Below are 22,026 nucleotides of genomic sequence, written 5' to 3'. Positions count from 1 at the left end.
GTTGGGAGACACGGTGAGAGAAATCAACAAAATCTTAGTAGCGAACCGCGGCGAAATCGCAATACGGGTTTTCCGCGCATGTACAGAATTGAACATCGGAACAGTTGCAGTTTATTCGCAAGAAGATAGCGGCTCTTTCCATCGTTATAAGGCAGACGAAGCATACTTGATTGGCAAAGGGAAAAAGCCGATTGATGCTTATCTGGATATCGAAGACATGTTGCGCATCGCAAAAGACTCAGACGTTGATGCCATTCACCCTGGTTACGGCTTTTTATCCGAAAATGTGGACTTTGCCCGCCGCTGTGAAGAAGAAGGGATCATCTTCATCGGTCCGACATCCGAACATCTCAATATGTTTGGAGATAAGGTAAAAGCGCGTTCGCAAGCGATTGCAGCACAAATCCCGGTCATTCCAGGAACTGACGGCCCGGTCGCAGACTTGGCGGAAGTGGAGGAATTCAGTAAGACAGCCGGTTTCCCATTGATGATTAAAGCATCACTCGGGGGCGGAGGAAGAGGGATGCGGATCGTCCGCAGCCAAGAAGAACTTGCTTCATCATACGAACGCGCCAAGTCAGAAGCGAAAGCAGCTTTCGGTTCGGATGAGATGTATGTTGAGAAGTTTGTTGAAAGCCCGAAACATATCGAAGTCCAGATTCTTGGGGATGCAGCTGGAAACATCGTCCACCTTTACGAGCGGGACTGTTCGATCCAGCGACGCCATCAAAAAGTTGTCGAGATCGCACCTTCAAACTCGATCAGCGATGAGTTGCGGAATCAGATTTGTGATGCAGCTGTAAAGCTCATGAAAAATATCGATTACATAAATGCCGGGACAGTGGAATTCCTCGTTTCGGGAGATGAATTTTTCTTCATCGAAGTGAATCCACGTATTCAAGTCGAGCACACGATCACGGAAATGGTGACAGGAATCGACATCGTCCATGCACAGATCAAGATTGCACAAGGACACGAACTGCACAGCGAAGAAATCGGCATTCCACAACAGGAAAACATGCCGTTAGATGGTTTTGCTATTCAATCTCGTGTAACGACGGAAGATCCGTTGAACGACTTCATGCCGGATGCCGGGAAGCTGATGGTTTACCGCTCTGGCGGTGGGTTTGGCGTGCGTCTAGATGCTGGGAACGGCTTCCAAGGGGCAGTTATTTCCCCTTACTACGACTCATTGCTCGTAAAAGTCTCGACATGGGGTAACACGTTCAAAGAGGCGGCAGCGAAAATGGGCCGTAACTTGCAGGAGTTCCGGATTCGCGGCATCAAAACAAACTTGCCATTCCTAGAGAACGTCGTGAAGCATGACAACTTCATCAAGGGTGATTTCGATACGGGCTTCATCGATCAAACACCGGAATTGTTCATCTTCCCAATCCGTAAAGACCGCGGAACAAAACTATTGAACTACATCGGGAATGTTACAGTGAACGGCTTCCCGGGAGTAGAGAAAGTTGCAAAACCGATCCTTGCGTATCCACGCAAGCCGGAAATCGATTTGCGGACTGCACCGCCGGAAGGCACGAAGCAGATTCTAGATGAACGCGGAGCGGAAGGGCTGACCGCCTGGATCCACGAACAGAAGGATGTGCTTGTGACAGATACGACGTTCCGTGATGCGCACCAATCCCTCCTTGCAACACGTCTTCGTTCGTATGACATGTTCAACATCGCGGAAGAGACAGCGAAGCTTCAGCATGACCTATTCTCACTTGAGATGTGGGGCGGCGCGACATTCGACGTTTCTTACCGGTTCCTGAAAGAAGACCCTTGGCAGCGCCTGGAGCAATTGCGTAAGAAAGTCCCGAACGTCCTGTTCCAGATGTTGTTCCGCGGGGCCAATGCTGTCGGTTATAAAAACTACCCGGATAACGTCATCCGCGAATTCGTCCGTAAATCTGCAGATTCGGGAATCGATGTCTTCCGCATTTTCGACAGCCTGAACTGGATCCAAGGAATGGAAGTAGCGATCGATGAAGTGCGGAGCAGTGGCAAAGTCGCAGAAGCGGCACTTTGCTATACAGGTGATATCCTTGATCCGAGCCGTGATAAGTATACGGTCGGCTACTACAAAGAAATGGCGAAGGAATTGGAAGCAGCTGGTGCACATATCCTTGCAATCAAAGATATGGCGGGCCTTCTGAAACCAGAAGCTGCGTATCGCCTCGTCTCGGAATTGAAAGACACGGTTTCCTTGCCGATCCACTTGCATACACATGACACGAGCGGGAATGGCATCTACTTGTACGCGAAAGCGATCGAAGCGGGTGTCGACATCGTCGATACAGCAATCGGTTCGATGTCAGGATTGACATCACAACCGAGCGCAAACTCCCTTCATTACGCACTTGCAGGAAGTGGACGCGAGCTACGCGGGGATATCGGAGCATACGAACAACTTTCCCACTATTGGGAAGATGTACGGAAATATTACGGCGCATTCGAAAGCGGCATGAACAGTCCGCATTCCGAAATTTACGTGCATGAGATGCCGGGTGGCCAATACAGTAACCTTCAGCAGCAGGCGAAAGCTGTCGGTCTTGGCACACGCTGGGACGAAGTGAAGACGATGTATTCACGCGTCAACCTCTTGTTCGGAGATGTCATCAAAGTGACACCTTCCTCGAAAGTGGTCGGGGACATGGCATTGTTCATGGTCCAGAACGATCTCGACGAGCATACGGTATTGACACGTGGACCTCAGATCGATTTCCCTGAGTCCGTCATCGAGTTTTTCGAAGGATACATCGGACAGCCTTATGGAGGTTTCCCGAAAGAGCTTCAAAAAGTCATTTTGAAAGAGCGCAAGGCGATCGATAAACGTCCGGGTGAATTGCTTGAGCCGGAAGACTTCGGCAAAATCAAGACAGAGTTGTACGAAAAGCTGCAGCGTGAGATTTCAGAGGAAGACATCCTGGCATATGCGTTGTATCCGAAAGTTTTCGAAGAGTACGCAGCGACGAACAAACAGTTCGGCGATGTATCGGTTCTCGATACATTGACGTTCCTTTACGGGATGCGTCTTGGTGAAGAGATTGAAGTGGAGATCGAAAAAGGGAAGACCTTGATCATCAAGCTCGTCTCGATCGGTGAACCACAGACGGATGGCCAACGTGTGATCTACTTCGAGCTGAACGGCCAGCCGCGTGAAGTCTCGATTCAGGACGTGTCCGTCGAGAGCACATCCACAGCTAGACCGAAAGCGGACTTGACGGATGAATCCCATATTGCAGCGACGATGCCTGGGACGGTCCTGAAAGTTGTAGCTGAAAAAGGGGCGCGCGTGAAACGCGGAGACCACTTGCTCGTGACGGAAGCGATGAAGATGGAAACGACTGTCCAAGCACCATTCAACGGCATCATCAAGGAAATCCATGTCACAGCCGCAGATGGCATTTCTACTGGCGACTTACTAATCGAAATGGAGCGCGCTTAATTTTGGATAACAATCAATACATCGAGGCCCGGGGAAGATCGCTTCTTCGGGCTTCTTTTTCTTCAAAACAAAAACGCAGCGCTCGTAAAGTCTTCGATGACTTCACGGCACTGCGTTTTTTGATCATTTTGTTTTGGCTCTGCTTCTCGAAACAAGAAGGACCATATAGCATAATAATCCGAACAATAGGGAAATGAATAGGGAATGCAGCAAAGCAACTGCTAGGTTCAGTTTCGTCAGAACCACGAGCATGCCTGTTGTCGCCTGCATCATGACGATGATGAAGGCAATCGTCCACCCCCAGTAGACTGCGCGCTGATCACGGTATTCTTTGTATACGTGCCAAGCGATGTAAGCGAGCCAGATGACGATGAGTGCCGCTGCTGCACGGTGGCCCATCTGAATCCATTCGTACATGTTATTTGGGAGCACTATCTGATCGTTCCGGCAAAACGGCCAGTCCGGACAGATCAAGCTCGACTCGGTATGTCTCACGAGTGCCCCTGTATAGACGACGATGTAGGAATAGAGCGTAACGCCAATCGTATGGTAACGAAGTTTTTTGCTGATCCGGATCTTATCCGTATCAAATTTCCGATCCACTTCAAACACAAGCAGTGTCAGTAAAAGGACCGAAGCAAAGGAAAGGAGGGAAATTCCAAAATGAAGTGCAAGGATAAAGTCTCCTTGTCCCCATAATACTTGAGCAGCACCGATGAGCGCCTGAAGTACAAGGAAGAAAACCGATGAGATCGCAAGGAACTTCGTCTCACGTACATGGCCGAATTTACGCCAAGCCCACACAGCTAAGACGACGATCAGAATGCCGACGACGCCTGTGACAAGGCGGTGTGAGAACTCGATTAGTACTTCGGCAGTGATTTCTTTTGGAATCAGATTGCCGTTACAGTCGGGCCAGTTCCGCCCACAGCCGAGTCCGCTGTCTGTCTTGGTGACAAGTGCGCCTCCGAGTAGGATGAACAGCATCCCGATCGTGGAGGCGACAGCGAATATTTTAATGAAGGTATTTTTTTGCAACAAGGTCACCCACTTTTTCTCTGTTCATAATATTCACGTTCATATTTTGCCTGCATACTCGATATTAGCGAAAGTCGACCTAAAAAACAATGATAAACGCGGATGATGGGAAACTTTCAAGATTTGGACATATAAACGACGGCTTCACAAACTGTTCAAAAACTCATGTTTTTCTATCTTAAAATAATTGTAAGGCTCATGTATGATGAGAAGAGCGTATGTCTGTGTGATTTTCACGAGAAATCATAGCTATTATCGGGTAAATTTCGCTTTACATGTAGAAATAGTACCGGAATTTAGATATAGTTATGAATAGCGGAATATGCTTACAACTTTGAAAGGAGGAGGTAGCATGTCAAATGGCCGATCTTTCTCCGCAAATGCACAAGAGGAAACGGAAACGACCACTTTTCTACAAGATTTTCTATCGCTGATCAAAATCGGCATCGTCAATTCGAACTTGATCACCGTATTCACAGGACTGTGGTTGGCATTCCAATTTTCCGACCGGCATTTTCTGCAGGAGCTGGATATTCTCGTCTATACGATTGTCGGGTCTGCATTGATCATTGCGGGTTCAGCTGCGATGAACAACTTCATCGACACTGATATCGACCCATTGATGTCCAGTAAAAAATCCCGGCCGACAGTAACAGGAAGATTCAAGCCTTCAGCTGTCTTGGCACTCGCCCTAACTTTCATCGTTCTAGGCGAAGTATTTTTGTTTTCTGCGTCAGTTGCTGCCGGACTTTGGGGCATCGCTGGTATCCTGGCTTACGTCGTTCTCTATTCGATGTGGTCGAAAAGACGTCATGTCAGCAACACGATCGTAGGAAGCATTTCGGGCGCGATCCCGCCGCTTATCGGTTGGGCAGCAGTAGAACCCGCGTTGGGACCTGGAGCATGGGCTTTGTTCCTTATCATGTTCATCTGGCAGCCGCCTCATTTTTATGCGCTGGCGATGAAACGTACAGAGGAATATCGTGCAGCTAACATCCCGATGTTGCCGGTTGTCAAAGGTTTCCACAGAACCAAGAAATCCATGCTTGCCTGGATTTTACTGCTGTTCCCTCTGCCATTATTGCTAATGGATCTCGGAATGGGCTTTCTCATCTTGGCGACGCTCTTGAATGCCGGCTGGCTGTACTTGGCGATCCGTGGCTTCAAAGCTGAAGATGATTTAAGATGGGCGAAGAAAATGTTCATTTATTCATTAAATTACATGACGATCCTTTTTGTCTCCATGATCATTTTCGCAGTATTCGCTTGATAGCCATCACAACAGGAACTATACATTTACTATGAGAGAGGGGTTATGAAAAGCATGAGTAAAGGACTCAAGAAGTGGCGTCTGTTTGCACTGATGTCTGCACTTTTAGTTTTCTTGGCAGGCTGTGGTCGCGAAGAGATCTCCACATTGATCCCTGCGGGGAAAGTCGCGCAGGATCAGTTTAACCTGCTACTGTTGTCGACTGCAGTGATGACGCTTGTTATCGTCGTTGTTTCGATCATTTATGTTTTAGCAATTGTAAAGTTCCGCCGCTCTAAAGTCGGGGAAGATATGATCCCTGAGCAAGTGGAAGGAAGCGCGAAGCTTGAAGCGATCTGGACAGGTATTCCGATCGTACTTCTATTGATTCTTGCAGTTCCGACAGTTTATTCTACATTCGACTTGGCGGACGTCTCTTCAATGGATGTCCAAGCTGAAGATGGAGAAGGAATGACGAACGTCACTGTCAACGTTATGGCAAACTTGTACTGGTGGGAATTCGAATATCCTGAATTCGGCATCGTGACTTCACAGGAATTGGTTGTACCGGTAGGCGAGCGTGTCTACTTCAACCTTGCTGCTGCTGACGTTAAACACTCGTTTTGGATTCCATCCATCGGTGGTAAGCTGGATACGAACACGGACAACGTCAACACATTCTACCTTGAGTTCGACCGTGCATCTTCTGAATTGGAAGATGGCGTATTCTACGGCAAATGTGCTGAGCTTTGTGGACCATCGCACGCATTGATGGATTTCAAAGTGAAATCCCTTCCAGCTGACGAGTTCGATCAGTGGGTTACTGCAATGCAGGACGAGCAAGCTGCTCCTGTAGAAGGTGAAATGGCTCAAGCAGGTCAAGAGTTGTTCGAGCAAAGCTGTATCGCTTGTCACGCAACTTCTGGTGTAGGTGAGGGCGGGAAAACAAGTCCGAACCTTGCAACATTCGGTGACCGCAACCGCGTTGCTGGTTACATGGAACATACCGAAGAGAACGTGAAAAACTGGATCGAGGATCCACAGAAATACAAACCAGGCAACATTATGCCATCTGGTAAAGAGCTTAACGGCGGAGAAGACTTCACTGAAGAAGAGCTGGATGCTTTGGCAGCTTATCTGATGGGACTCTCTGTAGAAGAGTGAAAATCGGAGCTTAATTAAAAGGAGGTATACATTGTGAGTTCTTATGCTCAGAAAAAGGGCTTCGGTGCAACAATCTGGGACTACATGACAACAGTAGACCATAAAAAAATCGCAATCCTGTATCTCATCTCAGGGGGAATCTTCTTCCTGATCGGTGGAGTCGAGGCATTGTTGATCCGAATCCAATTAGCGACTGCCGGCAGTGATTTCCTAAGTGCCGGAACTTACAACGAAGTGCTTACAATGCACGGTACGACCATGATCTTCCTGGCGGCCATGCCGATATTGTTAGCCTTTATGAACGCAATTATGCCGCTTCAGATCGGTGCACGCGACGTCGCGTTCCCGTTCTTGAACTCTCTCGGCTTTTGGCTTTTCTCATTCGGGGGTCTCTTCCTGAACCTTTCATGGTTCATGGGTGGTGCGCCGGATGCAGGTTGGACAAACTACGCTTCACTAGCACTTGCTTCTGAAACGCACGGGATCGATTTCTACTCCCTTGGTTTGACAATCTCCGGTTTCGGTACGCTGATCTCTGGGATCAACTTCCTGGTCACGATCATCAACATGCGTGCACCAGGCATGACGTACATGCGGATGCCGTTGTTCACATGGACAACTTTCGTTGCTTCCGCGTTGATTCTCTTGGCGTTCCCGCCACTTACAGTCGGAGTATTCTTCATGGTCTTCGACCGGATGTTCGGTGCGAACTTCTTTGAGGTAACAATGGGCGGTAACACGATCATCTGGGAGCACTTGTTCTGGATCTTCGGTCACCCTGAAGTTTACATCCTGATCCTGCCTGCTTTCGGTATTTTCTCGGAAATCTTCTCGATTTTCTCCCGTAAGCGCCTATTCGGATACTCTGCACTCGTATTTGCGACGATCCTTATCGGTTTCCTAGGCTTCATGGTTTGGGCTCACCACATGTTCACAGTCGGTCTTGGACCAACAGCGAACGCGATCTTTGCACTTGCAACAATGGCGATTGCTGTCCCGACAGGCGTTAAGATCTTTAACTGGCTCTTGACGATCTGGGGAGGAAGCATCAGCTTCACAACTCCGATGATGTATGCAGTCGGCTTTATTCCATCGTTCGTAGCGGGTGGGGTTACAGGAATCATGCAGGCGATCGCGCCACTTGATTACCAGTTGCATGACTCTTACTTCATCGTTGCTCACTTCCACTACGTAATTGTTGGTGGGGTAGTACTCGGAATTCTAGCTGCGACGCATCTGTACTGGCCGAAAATGTTCGGTACAATGCTTAGCGAAAAACTTGGAAAATGGACGTTCTGGACATTCTTCATCGGTTTCCACTTGACGTTCTTCATCCAGCACTTCCTTGGTCTTCTTGGAATGCCACGCCGTGTTTACACGTTCGTTGGTGGACAAGGTTGGGACCTGTTCAACTTGATCAGTTCTATCGGTGCTGCTTTCATGGCAATCGGTGTCATCATCTTGCTTGTTAACGTTGTTCTTACAACAATCAAAAACGAGCGCGTCGGCAACGACCCATGGGGAGACGGACGTACACTTGAGTGGTCGATTCCATCACCACCACCATTCTATAACTTTGCACAAACTCCATTGGTCCGTGGTCTAGACACTTACTGGATCGAAAAAATGGAAGGCAACAAAGAAGGCATGACATACTCTGAACCAATCGGCGATATCCACATGCCAAACGGTTCGATCATTCCATTCTTTATCTCATTCTTCATGTTCGTTGCTGCATTCGGAGCATTGTACTTCCCGGACGGCAAGCCATGGGCGCTTCCAGTCCTTATCATTGGACTTGCATTGATGTTCGGCTGTATGGTCATCCGTTCGCTTAAAGATGATCACGGCTTCTACGTGAAGAAAGAAGATATCTTGAAGGATCTGGAAGGAGGCAAGACCGATGGACGTAAATAAAAAATATACTCCGCAAAGCTGGCCGGATCACCCTGAGACGGCGACGTTAGAGGGGAAAAACAAGTTTGTCGGCTTCTGGCTCCTGATTGCTGCTGAATCGATTACGTTCGCGTCATTGTTTGCAACGTATCTTGCTTTGAAAGACAAAGGACCAAGTGGCATGGATATGTTCGCGAAAGACCTTTATGAATTACCGCTCGTATTCGCAATGACGATGATCCTATTGACTTCATCATTGACGAGTGTTTACGCGATGTACCACATGAAGAACCATAACTTTAAGGCAATGCAAGCTTGGCTTGGAATCACTGTATTACTCGGTGCTTCTTTCCTTGGTCTTGAGATCTATGAGTTCAACCACTACGTACATCTTGGATTCGGTTATACGCATAGTGCGTTCAGTTCCGCATTCTTTACACTTGTCGGGGTTCACGGTGCCCACGTATTGTTCGGTCTTGGTTGGTTCGTTTCCTTGATGATCCGGAACTCAAAACGCGGCTTGAACATGTATAACGCTCCTAAGTTCTACTTAGCAGCGCTGTACTGGCACTTCATCGATGTTGTATGGGTATTCATCTTCACGGTAGTATACTTGATGGGAGTGATGGGTTGATATGGCACACATCGAAGTCCACACACGAACACAGGCAGAATATGAATATGCAAGAAAGAAACGCGCATCTGAAATGCGCATGCAATTAACTTCATTTGCGATTATGATTTTCTTGACCTTGATCTCGTTTACGGCGGTCATGGCGGATTTCTCGCCGCACGTCGTAGCACCAGCCATTCTTATTTTGGCAGCGGTCCAAGTCGCATTGCAGTTTTACCAATTCATGCACATGAAAGAAAAAGGTCATGGCGTCGTTCAGTTCTTCTTGTATGCAGGTATTTTGATTGCATTCATCACGATCCTGACTTTCGTAACCATCGTTTGGTGGTAAATGAAACAAACCCTTCCGCTTAAGATGGCGGAAGGGTTTTTTGTTGCGTTCTTTTCTCCATTTGTCATAGTTCGTTCATTGATATGGCGGGGTTCGCACTATATAATGGAAGTACCGACAAAAGGGAGGGATGAATTCATGCCGATCAGTATTTTTGGCTTCCAGGCTTTATGGAGTCCTGTTTATCTCGGAATCATCGTATTTTTTACGATTTTATATTTTCTTATCACAGTAAAATGGCGGAAGGAATTTGCTCATAGTGAACCGCTGAAAGTGAAAGAAATCGTTTTTTTCCTTTCGGGTATGGTATTGCTTTATGCACTAAAGGGTTCGCCGGTCGATTTGATGGGGCATATCCTATTCACAGTCCATATGGTCCAGATGGCACTCATGCTTCTGCTCGTGCCAGCTCTTCTCATCATGGGAATTCCAGCTTGGCTCTGGAAAGTGATTTTGGAACTGCCGGTCATCAAACCGATGTTCCGCTTTTTTGCGAAACCACTATTCGCTTTGATCTTGTTTTCGCTTCTATTTTCCTTATACCACCTTCCGGAAGTATTCGACTTCGTCAAGACCGATATGATGCTTCACGGAATCGTTAACATCATCCTATTCATTTCGGCGTTCTTCCTTTGGTGGCCGGTCGTCAATCAAGTGGAGGGCACCCGACAATTGCATGGCTTGAAGAAAATCGGCTATCTGTTCGGACTCGGCATTCTCTTGACGCCTGCGTGTGCATTGATCATCTTCGGGGGCAATGCGTTCTATGAGACGTATACGAACGGAGAAGCGTGGATGCAGGCGATGGCGCTATGTGTACCAATGGGAACGTTGTCTCAATTGACACTGTCCGGACCTGAGCTGTTCACGGATATGTCGGCATTGCAGGACCAACGCACGGGTGGCATCATCATGAAGATCCTACAAGAGCTGATCTTCGCGGTGTTCCTTGGCACAGTCTTCGCCGAGTGGTTCCGCAATGAAACGAAAAATGCAGATGATATCACTGCAAAAGCTTTAAAAGACAGAGAACAGATGGCTTATCACAGACATAATGCCTGATGATTCATGAAGGAGTTATTCGAAATGAACTTGCCTTTGTTACCGACGATCAGTACATTCTTCATCGTATTAAGTGCCATTCTAGTAGCAATCGGCTGGTACTTGATCTCTAAACGTAAAATCGAAGCACACCAAAAGGTCATGTGGGGGGCTGGTGCCGCGGCACTGACATTCTTCATCATCTACATGTCCCGGACGATATTTGTCGGTAATACGGCATTCGGAGGGCCTGAGGAATACAAGATTTTCTACACGATCTTCCTCATCTTCCACATCACGCTCGCTACGACAGGCGGAGTGATGGGGTTGATCACCATCTACTGGGGTTATAAAGAGCAATTGGCCAAACATAGAAAAATCGGCCCGATCACGAGCATCGTCTGGTTCTTCACGGCGATCACCGGCGTCATGGTCTATCTCTTGCTGTATGTAATCTACGAAGGTGGAGAGACGACTTCTGTCTTCAAGGCCATACTTGGCTTCTGATCCATCAATAAAAGGACCGTCCGTCCAGCTGTAAAGCTGGTCGGACGGTCCTTTTCATATTGTGCACAGGAATCGTCATATCTTGAAATCGACCTTAACCATTCCCGCCTCGCGTGCGGATGTAATCAAAATGATGATCAATGGTCCGATAAAGAAACCGAGTACTCCGAACAACTGCAGCCCGATGAACATGGCGATCAGCGTCGCAAGCGGAGACAAGCCGATCTGTGTTCCCATCACTTTCGGCTCGACTGTCCGGCGGATGATTAGAAGAATCAATGCAAGAATTGCCAATTGGATCGCCAATGATGTATCACCGACGATGAACTGGTAGATCGACCACGGTGCGAGGATGATGATCGAGCCGAGGATCGGGATGAAGTCAATGATCCAGATGACGAGTGACATAACGAGCGCATATTCCGGGATGATGATGTACAGCCCAATCAGTGAAACGATAAAAATGATGCAGCTGACAAGTAACTGGGCTTTGAGGAATCCGAAGATGACATGGTTGAGTCGTGCTGTCATGAACCGCACTTTCTCGGCAGTTGTATCTTTCAGGCGGCTGAACAGCATCACTTTCAAGTTCGGCAAGTCCAGCATGAACAAGAACAATGCGATCAAGAAGACGAGGAACGAGACCAGGAACGAAGGAATATCCGCAAGCAAATTCGTAACAGTGTCATAGTTGATGAATGTCAAAATCCAGTTTTTCGCGTCATCCAAGAACCCGATCATTTCCGTTTCGAAGGAATCGACGATCTCCATCGGCATTTCTGCTGTCGTGCGCAGGAAGAATTCCTGGAAGTTCTCCCAGATTTCCGTCAGGGAGTTGATGTAGTCCGGCACGTTCTTCGAAAACTGGATGATCTGTCCGAACAGCTGTGTGACGGTCCAGTACAGGATGCCTGTGACGATGATCAAAAAGAAGGAAAAGATGAACGTCACTGAGAGCTTACGGGAGATTTTCAGCTTGCGCTGGGCAAAGCCCACGAAAGGTTCAAGGAAAATAGCGGTTAAGAGGGCCAGGATCAATGGCACGATCAATGGGAATATGTAGTAGGAGATAACGAGCAAGATCGCGATGACTATCAAGATCGCGAACACTTTCTTGTTGAATATTCTGGACACTTAAATCCTCCTCAAGGCGAAAAATGGTTGGAAAAAGCCGCAGTTCGTATGTTCGAACTGCGGCAATGGAACTTACTTGATGATGAAAGCGGATAGTTCAGAGGAAATCGTTGCCAAAATATCTTTGCATGTTTTTACAAGATGTTCTGGGAAAACCTCGTCTTCACCGTATTCGACACCGAATGGATAGTAGTATTTGCCAAGAGCTGGTTTCATCACTTTCATGATGGCGTCGTTCGCATCCACATCGCCGTCGATTGCATAGCTGAATACACGCAAGTAGAACGTGCCTTCACGAATGACGAATTTACGGTCGAATGTCGCACGCTCATAATCCCATTGGCCTTCTTTTGTTAAACCATGTTTACTCATAACGTCATTAAGTAGATCGATGTCCACTTTGATGTCTTCAAGTCCTGTATTTTCGAAATACATAGGATCTCCTCCTCTATATCAAAACTGGCTGTATGCTCTTTTAATAATAGATGAAATCCGTGCTTGTTGCAATGGCAAGATTGTGTCTGGTAAGTGGCAGCTGTTATAATGGATGAAAGTTCGAAAAGGAGCTGATTGATTGAAAGCTTTGCTACGTATTTTAATATTCGCCGCAGTGCTGTTGATCGGCTTTTTTTATTTCGATTCTTCGATAACGGAAAATGAAATGCTGGAAGCACCGCGTCCGATGGATCCATTGCCGGCACGGGACCTTATAGAGATGAACCTGCAGCCTGAGCGCCCCGAGGAAGGTATTTCAGTATACATCGGGCAGTCCACGCAAGAATGGCTGGCGGATTACGGCATGCCGGCGCGGATCGAGCCTTCTGCATTCGGCTACGAGTGGTGGATTTATAATCAATCGTATACCAATTACCTCATGGCAGGCGTCAAGGAAGGAGAAGTTGTCCAAGTGTATACGGCAGGCACGGAAATCGACGCAGCGCCGTACCGGGTCGGACAGAAGCTGAAGGATCTCTACCGCTTCACAATCGTCGAGAATGAAGTGACAGTTAAATATGGAACGAACATTTATACATTCACGCTTGCGCCGGAAGATCTCTCAACAAGGTTGCTGGTTCGTTTTGATGGGCTGTACGCACAAGTTTATGTGGATGCGATCAGGGAAGAGATCGAAGCGGTCCGTTTCATGAATGCGGAGACGCTGATCATGCACAGACCATATGACATGCTATATGACGGAGAATTACCGCCATCACGCAGTCCGTCATCGACGCTGCAGCGCTCGATCGACGAAGCGAATGCCAACCAATTAATGGACTTGGCGAATGTATACCGACTGCATCACCAGTATAATGCCTTGGAGGAAAACCGGGCGAGCAGGCTAATTGCTGCATCCAGAGCACTAGAGATGGCGCAGAAGAACCTCACCTCTTCTGCAGAGCAGGGGCTTCCGCCGCTCAATGAAGCGCTCGATCAATCGGGTATCGCCTATAATGCGGCGGCTGAGAATACGGCCTCACAATATTTGGATGCTGCAGAAGCGGTGCATGGCTGGTCCAATTCACCGGATCACCGGGAGACGATGCTGTCTTCCGATTACAATATGGCAGGAGCTGGCGTTTTCGGGAAATACTACACGCTGTTATTCCTGGAGCAGAAGCAATCGAATGCGGAAAACCAATGAGAAGCGCATGAAACCTTCTTTCAAATGAGGAACAAATCATGTGATAAAGATGATTTTTCTGCTATGATGAAAGGCGTATAGGAGGTAATATGCATGCTCATGACTTATGAGTGGGTTAACATAATCGATTTTTCTGAAGAACTAAGCGACATGGTCCTGCAATCAGAACATGTCGAGCGATATATTAAGGCATATGAAGCGGTTTATCACAATGCCGAACTGTCACAACGTATCCGGGATTTTGCGAAGCTGAAGGAACGGTATGAAGAAGTCCAGCGCTTCGGTAAATACCATCCGGACTACAAGCTTGTAATGAAGCAAATCCGGGTAGACAAACGTGCGCTGGATCTGAACGAAACGATTGCGGCACTCCGTATCGCCGAGAACGAACTGCAAGATCTGCTCGATCAGATCAGCTTCATCATCGGACGGTCAGTGTCGGAAGCGGTGAAGATTCCATCAAGCAATCCATTCTTCTCATCAGACTCTTCTTGCGGAGGAAGTTGTGGGACGGGCGGCGGTTGTTCTTGTTCGGCTTAAGCTAGAAAAGAAAATGGACGAAGAAAAGGGAAATCCTTTTCTTCGTCCATTTTTTATTTTTATCCTTGTAGTTCGTGAATGACTTCCATTGCAAGGTCTGGCCGATCTGTCACAATTCCTTTTGCCCCGATGGTAATGAGTGCTTCCATCGTTTCCTTGTCATCGATCGTCCAATAATGAACCGGAATGTTCCGCGATGCAAGGAACGAGATGAAGCGCGGGGAATCCAGACGGAAGATGGACGAACGCACCGGAATCTGGAAGACATCGGCACGTGGCTGATACAAGTGTCCAAGCTGGCCATTGAATGCGCCGTATGCTTTTCGCACTTCGTTTTCACCGGCACCGAGTGCGATGCGGTTCTGTGCGTATAGGTTGAAGCGGTCGATCTGCTCATCATGGAAGCTGGTCACGACAACGCGGTCGTATGCTTCGAGTTCATCGATGAGACGCCATAGCTTAGAAGGGAGCAGGCTGCCTTCGTAAGTGTCGGCAGGATCTTTCATATCGATGTTGATATGGAAGTCAGGAAACTCTTTCATCAATTCTTTCAGGAGTACGGCTTTCTCGCCTTGTCCGCGGTACGGATGTTCACCGTGTTCATCGACGAAGTGGTAGCCGAGGTCGAGTGCGCGCAATTGTTCGATTGTCATATCTGCGACGCGCCCGCTGCTCTCGGTCGTTGCATCGACGAATTCGTCATGGAAGACCACGATTTCTTCATCTTTGGTCAGGCGGATATCGATTTCGAAGCCGTGGACTCCGAGCTCAGCGGATTTTCTGAATGCAGCCATCGTGTTCTCAGGGGCGATACCTGCGCCGCCTTTATGTGCCAATACGATTGGTAAATCATAGCTCAATACTTCTTTTTCGGGCCGGCTCTGTGGATTCGACAGTGCTTTGGAGCCTGCCCAGGCAGCTGCGCCGACTGCTACCGCGGTGAGTCCGATCTTTGTCTTTTTTCCCATGAATCGTTGTGCCCCCTTGACTGGATTGGATGGTATTGCTTTCTCACATTATAACGATTCGGTATCCATTGGTAAACATTTAGGATTTCCCGTCCGGTTTCTCTGGTTGCGGCAAAATTCTTTCCTATGGTATTCTAGGAATTAAGAAAAGAGGGATAGTTATGCGTGATCGCCAAGGACTCATCGTCTATGTGCATCATTTGAAGCAAGCAAAAGCATTGCGTAAATTCGGCCACGTCCATTATATTTCGAGACGGTTGAAATACGCAGTATTATATATGGATATGGAAGCGATCCCAGGCACGAAAGAAAAGCTGCAAAGATTGCCTTACGTCAAGAAAGTATTGGAATCGCAACGTCCATATGTCAAGACCGAGTATGAGAACGCTAAGCCGGATAAAGCGAAAGAGTACGATTACAAAATCGGTCTCTGATCATTGCATCGGCGGTATAAAGTGATTTAAACGCAGAATGGCAATTAAGTGGCTGAAGTAATGGACTCTATCCGCATATGCGGAGGAGTGTTTCACTTCCATTCGGATCGGCGTCTTACCAGTTTCCCGTACAACACTTTCGAACAGTTCCAACCGTTTCGAATCTGTCGGGATGCCTTCACGGCAAATGTAGATGGGCATGAAATTGCCTTCCTTCGCTGGCTTGAAGGCAGCGCTTAAGGACAATGCATTTGTGCCGTTCGGTGCTTTAGCCTCGAACACGAAGCCATGGAGAAAACGTTCTTTGTTTGAAGCGATCAATTCGGACAGTTCATATATATCGCCGTAACCCTCGCCTAATTCGATAAATCGTTGAATCATCTTGTCACAACCTTTCCATTAGCCATTTTACCATCTGCACGCAATCATGCAAAAAAATCTATAAAATCGAGGCGAACTATGTATGAGGGTAATTGCGGGTTCAGTAAAAGGGATTCCGTTGAAGGCGGTGCCAGGTCAATCGACCAGACCGACGACCGACAAAGTGAAGGAATCCATCTTTAATATCATCGGGCCATTCTTTGACGGCGGATATGCGCTCGATCTGTTCGCTGGGAGCGGCGGACTCGGAATCGAGGCACTCAGCCGCGGTATCGATTTTACCGTCTTCATCGACCGTGACCGCAAGGCGATCGAGACGATCAATGCGAACCTGGAGAAGACCAGGCTGACCAATCAGGCGGAAGTGCACCGTGCAGACGCCAAGCGGGCTATAAAAGTGTTGAAGAAAAATGATTTCAAGGCAAGGCTCTTGTTTCTCGATCCGCCTTATCACGAAGCATCCTTCTACGACTTGATGGACTTCGCAGCACACCAAGGAATTGTAACGGACGGGGCGATTGTCGTCTGTGAACATGAAAAACAAGCGGAGTTGAAAGATCGGACCGCCTGCTTCAAGCGCATCCGAAAAGAAAATTATGGCGGAACGGTCATTTCGATCTATCTGCATGAAAAGGAAGAGGGAGAACAAGTTGAGTAAAATTGCAGTTGTGCCAGGAAGTTTCGACCCGATTACGGTCGGACATCTGGACATCATCAAACGTGCTTCGAAGGTCTTTGAACAAGTGAAAGTGGTTGTCATGAACAACTCATCCAAACAACCGTTATTCAACGTAGAAGAGCGTATGGCGCTCATTGCGGAAGTGACGAAGTCCATTCCGAACGTAGAAGTAGATTCTTACGGCGGGCTATTAATCGATTACGCGATGGAAGTAGAAGCCAATGCTATCGTCAGAGGATTGCGTGCGGTATCAGATTTCGAGTACGAAATGCAGATTACGTCCATGAACCGTTTCTTGAACGAAAACATTGAGACGTTGTTCATGGTTTCCAATAACCAGTATTCGTTCTTGAGCTCGAGTATCGTCAAGGAAGTGGCGAAGTACGGCGGGAATATTACTGGACTCGTCCCAGAAGCAGTCGAAAAAGCATTAAAGCAGAAATATTGATCGAGCCACGTGCATACGTGGCTTTTTTGTTCAAGTGAGGAAAGAGGCGATGATAAATGAAAGGGAAAAAATGGACCGTCTTGATCGGAGTGACATTGATAGCGCTTTTCCTATCTCTCTATCAGATGGACTCCTATATCACGAGACCCGGAAGCGCATACGAGCTCGCACCATTCGTATCGATCGAGGGTAGCGACAAAGATGATGAAGGAACGCTGAGCTTGATGACGGTGTCCATGCTGACGGCGACGCCGGCATTGTATGTAGCAGCGAGCTTCATGGACGGCTATGAGGTGCTGGCACCTGAACAGGTCAGAAGTCCGGACGAATCCGAGGACGAATACAACGTCCGCCAGCTGAAGCTCATGTCCGATTCCCAGGTGAATGCGGTGCAAGTCGCATTCGAACGTGCAGGCAAAGAATTCGAACTGATCGATAATGGTGTTTTCGTTTTGAACGTTCTGGACGGTAGTGCAGCTGACGGCATTTTAAATCCGGGCGACCGGATCATCGCGCTTGATGGAGAGGAGCTGCACAACCAAGAGGCATTCGTCGATTACTTAGCGAGTGTCGGAGATGGTGAAGCGGTGGATGCACAGGTTGAGCGTGAAGGGCGGACAATCAGCCACACAATCGAACTCGCTCCACTGCCGACCGAGCCTGAACGAAGCGGTCTCGGTATCACCTTCGTCGAAGACAAACGGATCGAAACGGATCCGCCTGTCGAAATCGACTCCGAAACGATTGGTGGACCTTCTGCCGGACTGATGTTCACGTTGGAAATCATGAATCAATTATTGGACGAAGATTTGACGAAAGGTTATGACGTTGCCGGAACCGGGACGATGTCCGGTGACGGCACAGTCGGCCGGATCGGTGGCATCGATCAAAAAGTGATGGCAGCAGACCGGAGCGGCATCGACATCTTCTTCGCACCGGACGATGAGACGAACGGTGCCGACAGCAATTACGATGTCGCAAAAGCGACTGCAGAGTCAATCGGCACGGACATGAAGATCGTCCCGGTTAAAACCATCGATGACGCACTCGATTATCTCTCTGGCGTCTCACCGAAGTAAATGGGCGGGCTCGTGAACTCTTGTTTCACTTCATCAGAGCCGAGCCCGAGCTGATACATAGCGCTGGCGTGCAGATCGATCATTCCCATCGGATCTTTCAAATCAGCAGCGCGGCTAATGAGTGGTAAAGTTAATGATTTTTTGCGGTCGCCCAAATAGTGGCGGCCGTTTTGCGTCATGCCGAGAAGACGCAAGTATGAAGGTGCATCGAAGCTTCTCAGCTGCTCCCACGTGAAGCCGGTGTATATATGCGTCATCATCCGCTGCAGCCGCGTGCGTGTAAAGCGTTTTGATTTGATGCGTGTTAAAAAATGTTCGGCATCCAGGGCACCTTTTGCCGCAGCATACAATAAGTTTTCGATGCCTTCCGAAACTTCAGCGAACCGCGCAAGATGTTCCGGGCGGTCCCGCAAGATGCTGTAGCGGAGCTGTGGATAAAATTGCTGCCAACTTCCGAATGTCCCGTGCTCTGCAGCAAATTGCTGAAGTCCGGTGAATGACGCTAAAGGTATGAACGAACTGAGCGCATCAATATCGCCACCTTCGAAAAAGGCTTTCCGGATTCCTGTCGCGGATGCAATGTGATTGCCACTTTCAATCGGATCGTGATAATTTGCGCCGATGCGCTGGATCGTCATTGGTATCATCAAGGAAGAAATTCGTGCAGCCGCTTCGATATAATGAAAGCCGAGAATATTATTCGGCAGCGTTAAGTCGGCAAAATCACTCCGGTCGCCTTTTAATTCGTTATAGGCGATGTTCATCGCCTTCGGATAGGAGATGCCGGTTTGGATCGCATCATGAATTTTGTCGTTGTAGGCGCCCGACTGTTCGGTCAGCAGTTCCAGCGAATTCAAGAACGGCATGATGCTCCCTTGCTCGCTGCCGAAGCAGAACGAATCACATCCGGCTGCATCGAGCAGGGCGATTGCGCCTTTTGCAAAATCACTCGCCTGTGCAGTCGCGTAAACGTATGGCAGTTCGAGGACAAGATCGACACCGCCAGCAAGCGCCATTTTCGTCCGGCTCCATTTATCGACGAATGCCGGCTCGCCACGCTGGAGGAATTGTCCGCTCATGACCGCGATGACGACGTCTGCGCCAGAAACTTCCTTCGCTTGCTGCACATGATGCAAATGTCCATTATGGAATGGGTTATATTCGACGATGATGCCTACAGCTTTCAAAATCAACACTCCTTTGGTAAACTTAAATTCAGTATAGCGATTGCTGTACCGGTGTGACAAGATTTTATCTTGACATCTCTGTTTCCCCATTATATAATCAACTTTGTTGTCTTGAGGTGATTTACATTGAAAATAGCTGTCCAACAGCTCCAAAAGTACCAAAAAGACGGAATGCCAATTGATGAGACGGTCCTTCTGGATTCGATAAAAGAACGCAGCAATGACGTTCGAAGCATTTCTCCTGTACAAGTGACAGGGTTATGTACAATTGGTTCGAAAAACATGACGTGCCAGCTCCATCTTTCAGGGACGCTGATCTTACCTTGTGCAAGGACTTGGGAAGACGTTGAATATCCGATCGACATCGAGACAGTGGAAGTCTACGACTGGTCAGGAATGGCTGTCGAAGGAGCAAATGAGAACGTCCATGCAGTGACAGGGGATGTCATCGACTTGACCCCACTCCTGGAAGAACTCATCATGCTTGAAATTCCGATGCAGGTGTATAAGGAAGGGGCTGACCAAGCTGAGATCAAAGGCGGCAAGGACTGGTCCTATTCAACCGATGAACAATTGAAAGCCGAGAAAGAAGAAGCACAAAAAAAACCGGATCCAAGACTTGCTGAATTAGCAAAGTATTTCGATCAGCTAGATGAATAGAATCATCGTAAGGAGGTGTCACAAATGGCTGTACCGTTCAGAAGAACATCCAAAACTGCTAAAAGACAGCGCCGAACACATTTCAAGCTATCCGTACCTGGTATGGTAGCGTGCCCAAGCTGTGGCGAAATGAAATTGGCTCACCGCGTCTGCAAAGAATGCGGAACATACAAAGGTAAAGAAGTAGTTAGCAAGTAATTCAGTATTTGCTAGTGAAGGCTATTGAGAGGCCATGGCTCTCGATAGCCTTTTTCTCTATCCAAAATCCATACATAATTGATTGGAGTGTCAGGGAATGGCTTACCACATCAAAGTAGAAGAAGGCATAATGACCTTTACGATCGATCGCCCGGAAATCCGGAACGCGATCAACGACGAAGTGACGGAAGGCTTGGAATTGTTGACACAGCAGGTCGCACAAGACGAAACGATTCGCCTCGTCATCATTACAGGCGCAGGCAAGCAAGCTTTTTGCTCCGGCGGGGATCTCTCCGTTTTCCACGCGCTGCGCACGGAAGAGCAGGCATACCCGATGCTCAAACGTGTCGGAGACGCCTTGTACGGCATTAAGACGCTGCCGGTGCCAACTATCGCACTCATCAATGGAACGGCTGTCGGTGGCGGTTGCGAGCTTGCTACAGCATGTGATCACCGCCTCGTCTGGTCTCACGCGAAAGGCGGCTTTATCCAGGGCCGTCTTGCTATGACCAGCGGCTGGGGTGGCGGCACGTACCTGTTCGATGCGATCCAACATTCGCAAGCGATGAAGATGGTGACGGAAGCGGTGCCTTATACAGCTGATCAGCTTTACGCGAGTGGCTGGGCGACCGAGATCATTGAGTCTGAAGCAGATATCGACCGCTTTTTGGAGCAGATGAAGAAGACGTTGCCGGAGGTTCACCGCGCATACAAGGCGATGGCGATCCGCAAGTGGGAGCAGTCGGGCTTGAAGGCTCGAGTGGACGAAGAAATTCGGACGAATGCATACTTGTGGGCACAAGACGCACACCATGAAGCGGTTGATCGCTTTTTGTCAAAAGGGAAAAAGTGAAGTGCGAGATGGAGGAGCCGAGCAATCGGCTTCTTTTTTTATATGGGTGGAGTTGTGGCTGTGGGGTGAGGGTGTCGCTTAGGAATCCGCTGCGTCGCTTCGGACAGGGCTCCCGGAAGAAGCTAAGCTAGAGGAACGCTTAGCTTCTTCCTCCGCTCAGTCCAAATCATCTCCTCCGCTGAGGATGTGGGAGAAGTGGTGGTGAGTGATCGGAAGCATTTCTTTCTACTGTTGGTGTTGAGTTGAATGTTCGGGCGGCTGACTGCGTAGGCCGCCGGGGTTCTTATTTAGTACGTGGAAAGGAAAAGGGCTTTCTTATTTTATCAAGAGTTATTGATTAGTGTGAAAATCATTGAATCTGGTGAAATGCGATATCAAGTGCTCGAAGTGCGATATGGAGCTCATGAAATGCGATATCCAACACGTGAAGTGCGATATAAAACTGATGAAATGCGATATTGGCCAAGAAAACCTCTTTTCACTTGGATAAGTCGATGTAAAATCCAAAA

The 22,026-nt window shown here is 48.2% G+C and carries 23 protein-coding genes; 17 read left to right on the top strand and 6 right to left on the bottom strand.

Annotation, left to right across the window (positions count from 1 at the left end):
* The first annotated feature begins 13 nt into the window (after nucleotides 1–13).
* Nucleotides 14–3,454: a pyruvate carboxylase gene (gene pyc / locus GIW82_RS04765; protein WP_370456004.1), complete on the top strand. Its 3,441-nt coding sequence runs from the start codon at nucleotides 14–16 to the stop codon at nucleotides 3,452–3,454.
* Nucleotides 3,455–3,577: 123 nt separating this feature from the next.
* Here the strand turns inward: pyc and GIW82_RS04760 are convergent, their stop codons facing one another.
* Nucleotides 3,578–4,441, bottom strand: a complete 864-nt coding sequence (locus GIW82_RS04760) for a COX15/CtaA family protein (RefSeq protein ID WP_230309312.1) — start codon at nucleotides 4,439–4,441, stop codon at nucleotides 3,578–3,580.
* Between the two features lie 403 nt (nucleotides 4,442–4,844).
* Here GIW82_RS04760 and cyoE point away from each other — a divergent pair, with 403 nt between their 5' ends.
* The 7 genes from cyoE (at nucleotide 4,845) to GIW82_RS04725 (ending at nucleotide 11,314) form a co-directional block, all read left to right on the top strand.
* Nucleotides 4,845–5,762, top strand: coding sequence for a heme o synthase (gene cyoE, locus GIW82_RS04755; protein ID WP_154748738.1), 918 nt, complete (start codon nucleotides 4,845–4,847; stop codon nucleotides 5,760–5,762).
* Between the two features lie 54 nt (nucleotides 5,763–5,816).
* The gene (gene coxB / locus GIW82_RS04750; RefSeq protein WP_154748737.1) at nucleotides 5,817–6,905 is read left to right on the top strand and encodes a cytochrome c oxidase subunit II; all 1,089 of its coding nucleotides are present in this window, start codon (nucleotides 5,817–5,819) and stop codon (nucleotides 6,903–6,905) included.
* Between the two features lie 33 nt (nucleotides 6,906–6,938).
* Nucleotides 6,939–8,822: a cytochrome c oxidase subunit I gene (gene ctaD / locus GIW82_RS04745; protein WP_370456003.1), complete on the top strand. Its 1,884-nt coding sequence runs from the start codon at nucleotides 6,939–6,941 to the stop codon at nucleotides 8,820–8,822.
* Nucleotides 8,809–9,435, top strand: a complete 627-nt coding sequence (locus GIW82_RS04740) for a cytochrome (ubi)quinol oxidase subunit III (protein WP_154748736.1) — start codon at nucleotides 8,809–8,811, stop codon at nucleotides 9,433–9,435. The genes ctaD and GIW82_RS04740 overlap by 14 nt, the downstream gene beginning before the upstream one ends.
* A gap of 1 nt (nucleotide 9,436) precedes the next feature.
* The gene (gene ctaF / locus GIW82_RS04735; protein WP_154748735.1) at nucleotides 9,437–9,766 is read left to right on the top strand and encodes a cytochrome c oxidase subunit IVB; all 330 of its coding nucleotides are present in this window, start codon (nucleotides 9,437–9,439) and stop codon (nucleotides 9,764–9,766) included.
* Nucleotides 9,767–9,904: 138 nt separating this feature from the next.
* On the top strand, nucleotides 9,905–10,828 hold the full coding sequence (gene ctaG / locus GIW82_RS04730) for a cytochrome c oxidase assembly factor CtaG (protein ID WP_154748734.1): 924 nt from the start codon (nucleotides 9,905–9,907) through the stop codon (nucleotides 10,826–10,828).
* A 24-nt stretch (nucleotides 10,829–10,852) separates the two neighbouring features.
* On the top strand, nucleotides 10,853–11,314 hold the full coding sequence (locus GIW82_RS04725; RefSeq protein WP_154748733.1) for a DUF420 domain-containing protein: 462 nt from the start codon (nucleotides 10,853–10,855) through the stop codon (nucleotides 11,312–11,314).
* A 75-nt stretch (nucleotides 11,315–11,389) separates the two neighbouring features.
* On the opposite strand, the gene ytvI is transcribed toward GIW82_RS04725, so the two are convergent.
* Entirely contained in the window at nucleotides 11,390–12,448 is a 1,059-nt protein-coding gene (gene ytvI / locus GIW82_RS04720) for a sporulation integral membrane protein YtvI (RefSeq protein WP_370456002.1), read from the bottom strand.
* A gap of 72 nt (nucleotides 12,449–12,520) precedes the next feature.
* The gene (locus GIW82_RS04715; RefSeq protein ID WP_154748732.1) at nucleotides 12,521–12,883 is read right to left on the bottom strand and encodes a YugN family protein; all 363 of its coding nucleotides are present in this window, start codon (nucleotides 12,881–12,883) and stop codon (nucleotides 12,521–12,523) included.
* A gap of 139 nt (nucleotides 12,884–13,022) precedes the next feature.
* Here GIW82_RS04715 and GIW82_RS04710 point away from each other — a divergent pair, with 139 nt between their 5' ends.
* Nucleotides 13,023–14,090 (top strand): CAP domain-containing protein, encoded by a 1,068-nt coding sequence (locus tag GIW82_RS04710; RefSeq protein WP_154748731.1) that lies wholly within the window; start codon nucleotides 13,023–13,025, stop codon nucleotides 14,088–14,090.
* A gap of 93 nt (nucleotides 14,091–14,183) precedes the next feature.
* Nucleotides 14,184–14,630 (top strand): YlbF/YmcA family competence regulator, encoded by a 447-nt coding sequence (locus GIW82_RS04705; protein ID WP_154748730.1) that lies wholly within the window; start codon nucleotides 14,184–14,186, stop codon nucleotides 14,628–14,630.
* Between the two features lie 59 nt (nucleotides 14,631–14,689).
* On the opposite strand, the gene GIW82_RS04700 is transcribed toward GIW82_RS04705, so the two are convergent.
* Nucleotides 14,690–15,598 (bottom strand): glycerophosphodiester phosphodiesterase family protein, encoded by a 909-nt coding sequence (locus tag GIW82_RS04700; RefSeq protein WP_154748729.1) that lies wholly within the window; start codon nucleotides 15,596–15,598, stop codon nucleotides 14,690–14,692.
* 161 nt (nucleotides 15,599–15,759) lie between these two features.
* Between GIW82_RS04700 and GIW82_RS04695 the strand changes: the two genes are divergently transcribed.
* The gene (locus GIW82_RS04695; protein WP_154748728.1) at nucleotides 15,760–16,032 is read left to right on the top strand and encodes a YlbG family protein; all 273 of its coding nucleotides are present in this window, start codon (nucleotides 15,760–15,762) and stop codon (nucleotides 16,030–16,032) included.
* On the opposite strand, the gene GIW82_RS04690 is transcribed toward GIW82_RS04695, so the two are convergent.
* Nucleotides 16,033–16,413, bottom strand: coding sequence for a DUF7147 family protein (locus tag GIW82_RS04690; protein WP_154748727.1), 381 nt, complete (start codon nucleotides 16,411–16,413; stop codon nucleotides 16,033–16,035).
* Between the two features lie 82 nt (nucleotides 16,414–16,495).
* Here GIW82_RS04690 and rsmD point away from each other — a divergent pair, with 82 nt between their 5' ends.
* The 3 genes from rsmD to GIW82_RS04675 are packed head-to-tail and all read left to right on the top strand — an operon-like array spanning nucleotide 16,496 to nucleotide 18,619.
* Complete coding sequence (rsmD, locus tag GIW82_RS04685) at nucleotides 16,496–17,071, top strand: 16S rRNA (guanine(966)-N(2))-methyltransferase RsmD (protein ID WP_154748726.1); 576 nt, start codon at nucleotides 16,496–16,498, stop codon at nucleotides 17,069–17,071.
* A complete protein-coding gene (coaD, locus tag GIW82_RS04680) occupies nucleotides 17,064–17,540 on the top strand; it encodes a pantetheine-phosphate adenylyltransferase (RefSeq protein WP_154748725.1) in 477 nt (158 codons plus the stop codon). Before rsmD ends, coaD begins: the two co-directional genes overlap by 8 nt.
* Nucleotides 17,541–17,596: 56 nt before the next feature.
* Nucleotides 17,597–18,619, top strand: coding sequence for a SepM family pheromone-processing serine protease (locus GIW82_RS04675; RefSeq protein ID WP_154748724.1), 1,023 nt, complete (start codon nucleotides 17,597–17,599; stop codon nucleotides 18,617–18,619).
* On the opposite strand, the gene GIW82_RS04670 is transcribed toward GIW82_RS04675, so the two are convergent.
* Nucleotides 18,592–19,806 (bottom strand): nucleotidyltransferase, encoded by a 1,215-nt coding sequence (locus GIW82_RS04670; protein ID WP_154748723.1) that lies wholly within the window; start codon nucleotides 19,804–19,806, stop codon nucleotides 18,592–18,594. The genes GIW82_RS04675 and GIW82_RS04670 overlap by 28 nt on opposite strands.
* Before the next feature lie 126 nt (nucleotides 19,807–19,932).
* Here GIW82_RS04670 and GIW82_RS04665 point away from each other — a divergent pair, with 126 nt between their 5' ends.
* The 3 genes from GIW82_RS04665 (at nucleotide 19,933) to GIW82_RS04655 (ending at nucleotide 21,517) form a co-directional block, all read left to right on the top strand.
* The gene (locus tag GIW82_RS04665) at nucleotides 19,933–20,466 is read left to right on the top strand and encodes a YceD family protein (protein WP_154748722.1); all 534 of its coding nucleotides are present in this window, start codon (nucleotides 19,933–19,935) and stop codon (nucleotides 20,464–20,466) included.
* 24 nt (nucleotides 20,467–20,490) lie between these two features.
* Nucleotides 20,491–20,664 (top strand): 50S ribosomal protein L32, encoded by a 174-nt coding sequence (gene rpmF, locus GIW82_RS04660; RefSeq protein ID WP_154748721.1) that lies wholly within the window; start codon nucleotides 20,491–20,493, stop codon nucleotides 20,662–20,664.
* Between the two features lie 97 nt (nucleotides 20,665–20,761).
* On the top strand, nucleotides 20,762–21,517 hold the full coding sequence (locus tag GIW82_RS04655) for an enoyl-CoA hydratase/isomerase family protein (protein WP_154748720.1): 756 nt from the start codon (nucleotides 20,762–20,764) through the stop codon (nucleotides 21,515–21,517).
* The last annotated feature ends 509 nt before the right edge of the window (nucleotides 21,518–22,026 follow it).

The sequence above is a fragment of the Planomicrobium sp. YIM 101495 genome (genome assembly GCF_009707665.1).
Classification (GTDB): Bacteria; Bacillota; Bacilli; order Bacillales_A; family Planococcaceae; genus Planococcus.
The sequence above is the reverse complement of the archived record's forward strand: the minus strand, read 5'-3'. Positions and strand labels throughout refer to the sequence as shown.

Excerpts from the sequence above, each read along its gene's own strand:
- GIW82_RS04760 (WP_230309312.1), bottom strand. The coding sequence starts at position 4,441 with ATGCTGTTCATCCTACTCGGAGGCGCACTTGTCACCAAGACAGACAGC.
- cyoE (WP_154748738.1), top strand. The coding sequence starts at position 4,845 with ATGTCAAATGGCCGATCTTTCTCCGCAAATGCACAAGAGGAAACGGAA.
- coxB (WP_154748737.1), top strand. The coding sequence starts at position 5,817 with ATGAGTAAAGGACTCAAGAAGTGGCGTCTGTTTGCACTGATGTCTGCA.
- GIW82_RS04740 (WP_154748736.1), top strand. The coding sequence starts at position 8,809 with ATGGACGTAAATAAAAAATATACTCCGCAAAGCTGGCCGGATCACCCT.
- ctaF (WP_154748735.1), top strand. The coding sequence starts at position 9,437 with ATGGCACACATCGAAGTCCACACACGAACACAGGCAGAATATGAATAT.
- ctaG (WP_154748734.1), top strand. The coding sequence starts at position 9,905 with ATGCCGATCAGTATTTTTGGCTTCCAGGCTTTATGGAGTCCTGTTTAT.
- GIW82_RS04725 (WP_154748733.1), top strand. The coding sequence starts at position 10,853 with ATGAACTTGCCTTTGTTACCGACGATCAGTACATTCTTCATCGTATTA.
- GIW82_RS04715 (WP_154748732.1), bottom strand. The coding sequence starts at position 12,883 with ATGTATTTCGAAAATACAGGACTTGAAGACATCAAAGTGGACATCGAT.
- GIW82_RS04705 (WP_154748730.1), top strand. The coding sequence starts at position 14,184 with ATGCTCATGACTTATGAGTGGGTTAACATAATCGATTTTTCTGAAGAA.
- GIW82_RS04700 (WP_154748729.1), bottom strand. The coding sequence starts at position 15,598 with ATGGGAAAAAAGACAAAGATCGGACTCACCGCGGTAGCAGTCGGCGCA.
- GIW82_RS04695 (WP_154748728.1), top strand. The coding sequence starts at position 15,760 with ATGCGTGATCGCCAAGGACTCATCGTCTATGTGCATCATTTGAAGCAA.
- GIW82_RS04690 (WP_154748727.1), bottom strand. The coding sequence starts at position 16,413 with ATGATTCAACGATTTATCGAATTAGGCGAGGGTTACGGCGATATATAT.
- rsmD (WP_154748726.1), top strand. The coding sequence starts at position 16,496 with ATGAGGGTAATTGCGGGTTCAGTAAAAGGGATTCCGTTGAAGGCGGTG.
- GIW82_RS04675 (WP_154748724.1), top strand. The coding sequence starts at position 17,597 with ATGAAAGGGAAAAAATGGACCGTCTTGATCGGAGTGACATTGATAGCG.
- rpmF (WP_154748721.1), top strand. The coding sequence starts at position 20,491 with ATGGCTGTACCGTTCAGAAGAACATCCAAAACTGCTAAAAGACAGCGC.
- GIW82_RS04655 (WP_154748720.1), top strand. The coding sequence starts at position 20,762 with ATGGCTTACCACATCAAAGTAGAAGAAGGCATAATGACCTTTACGATC.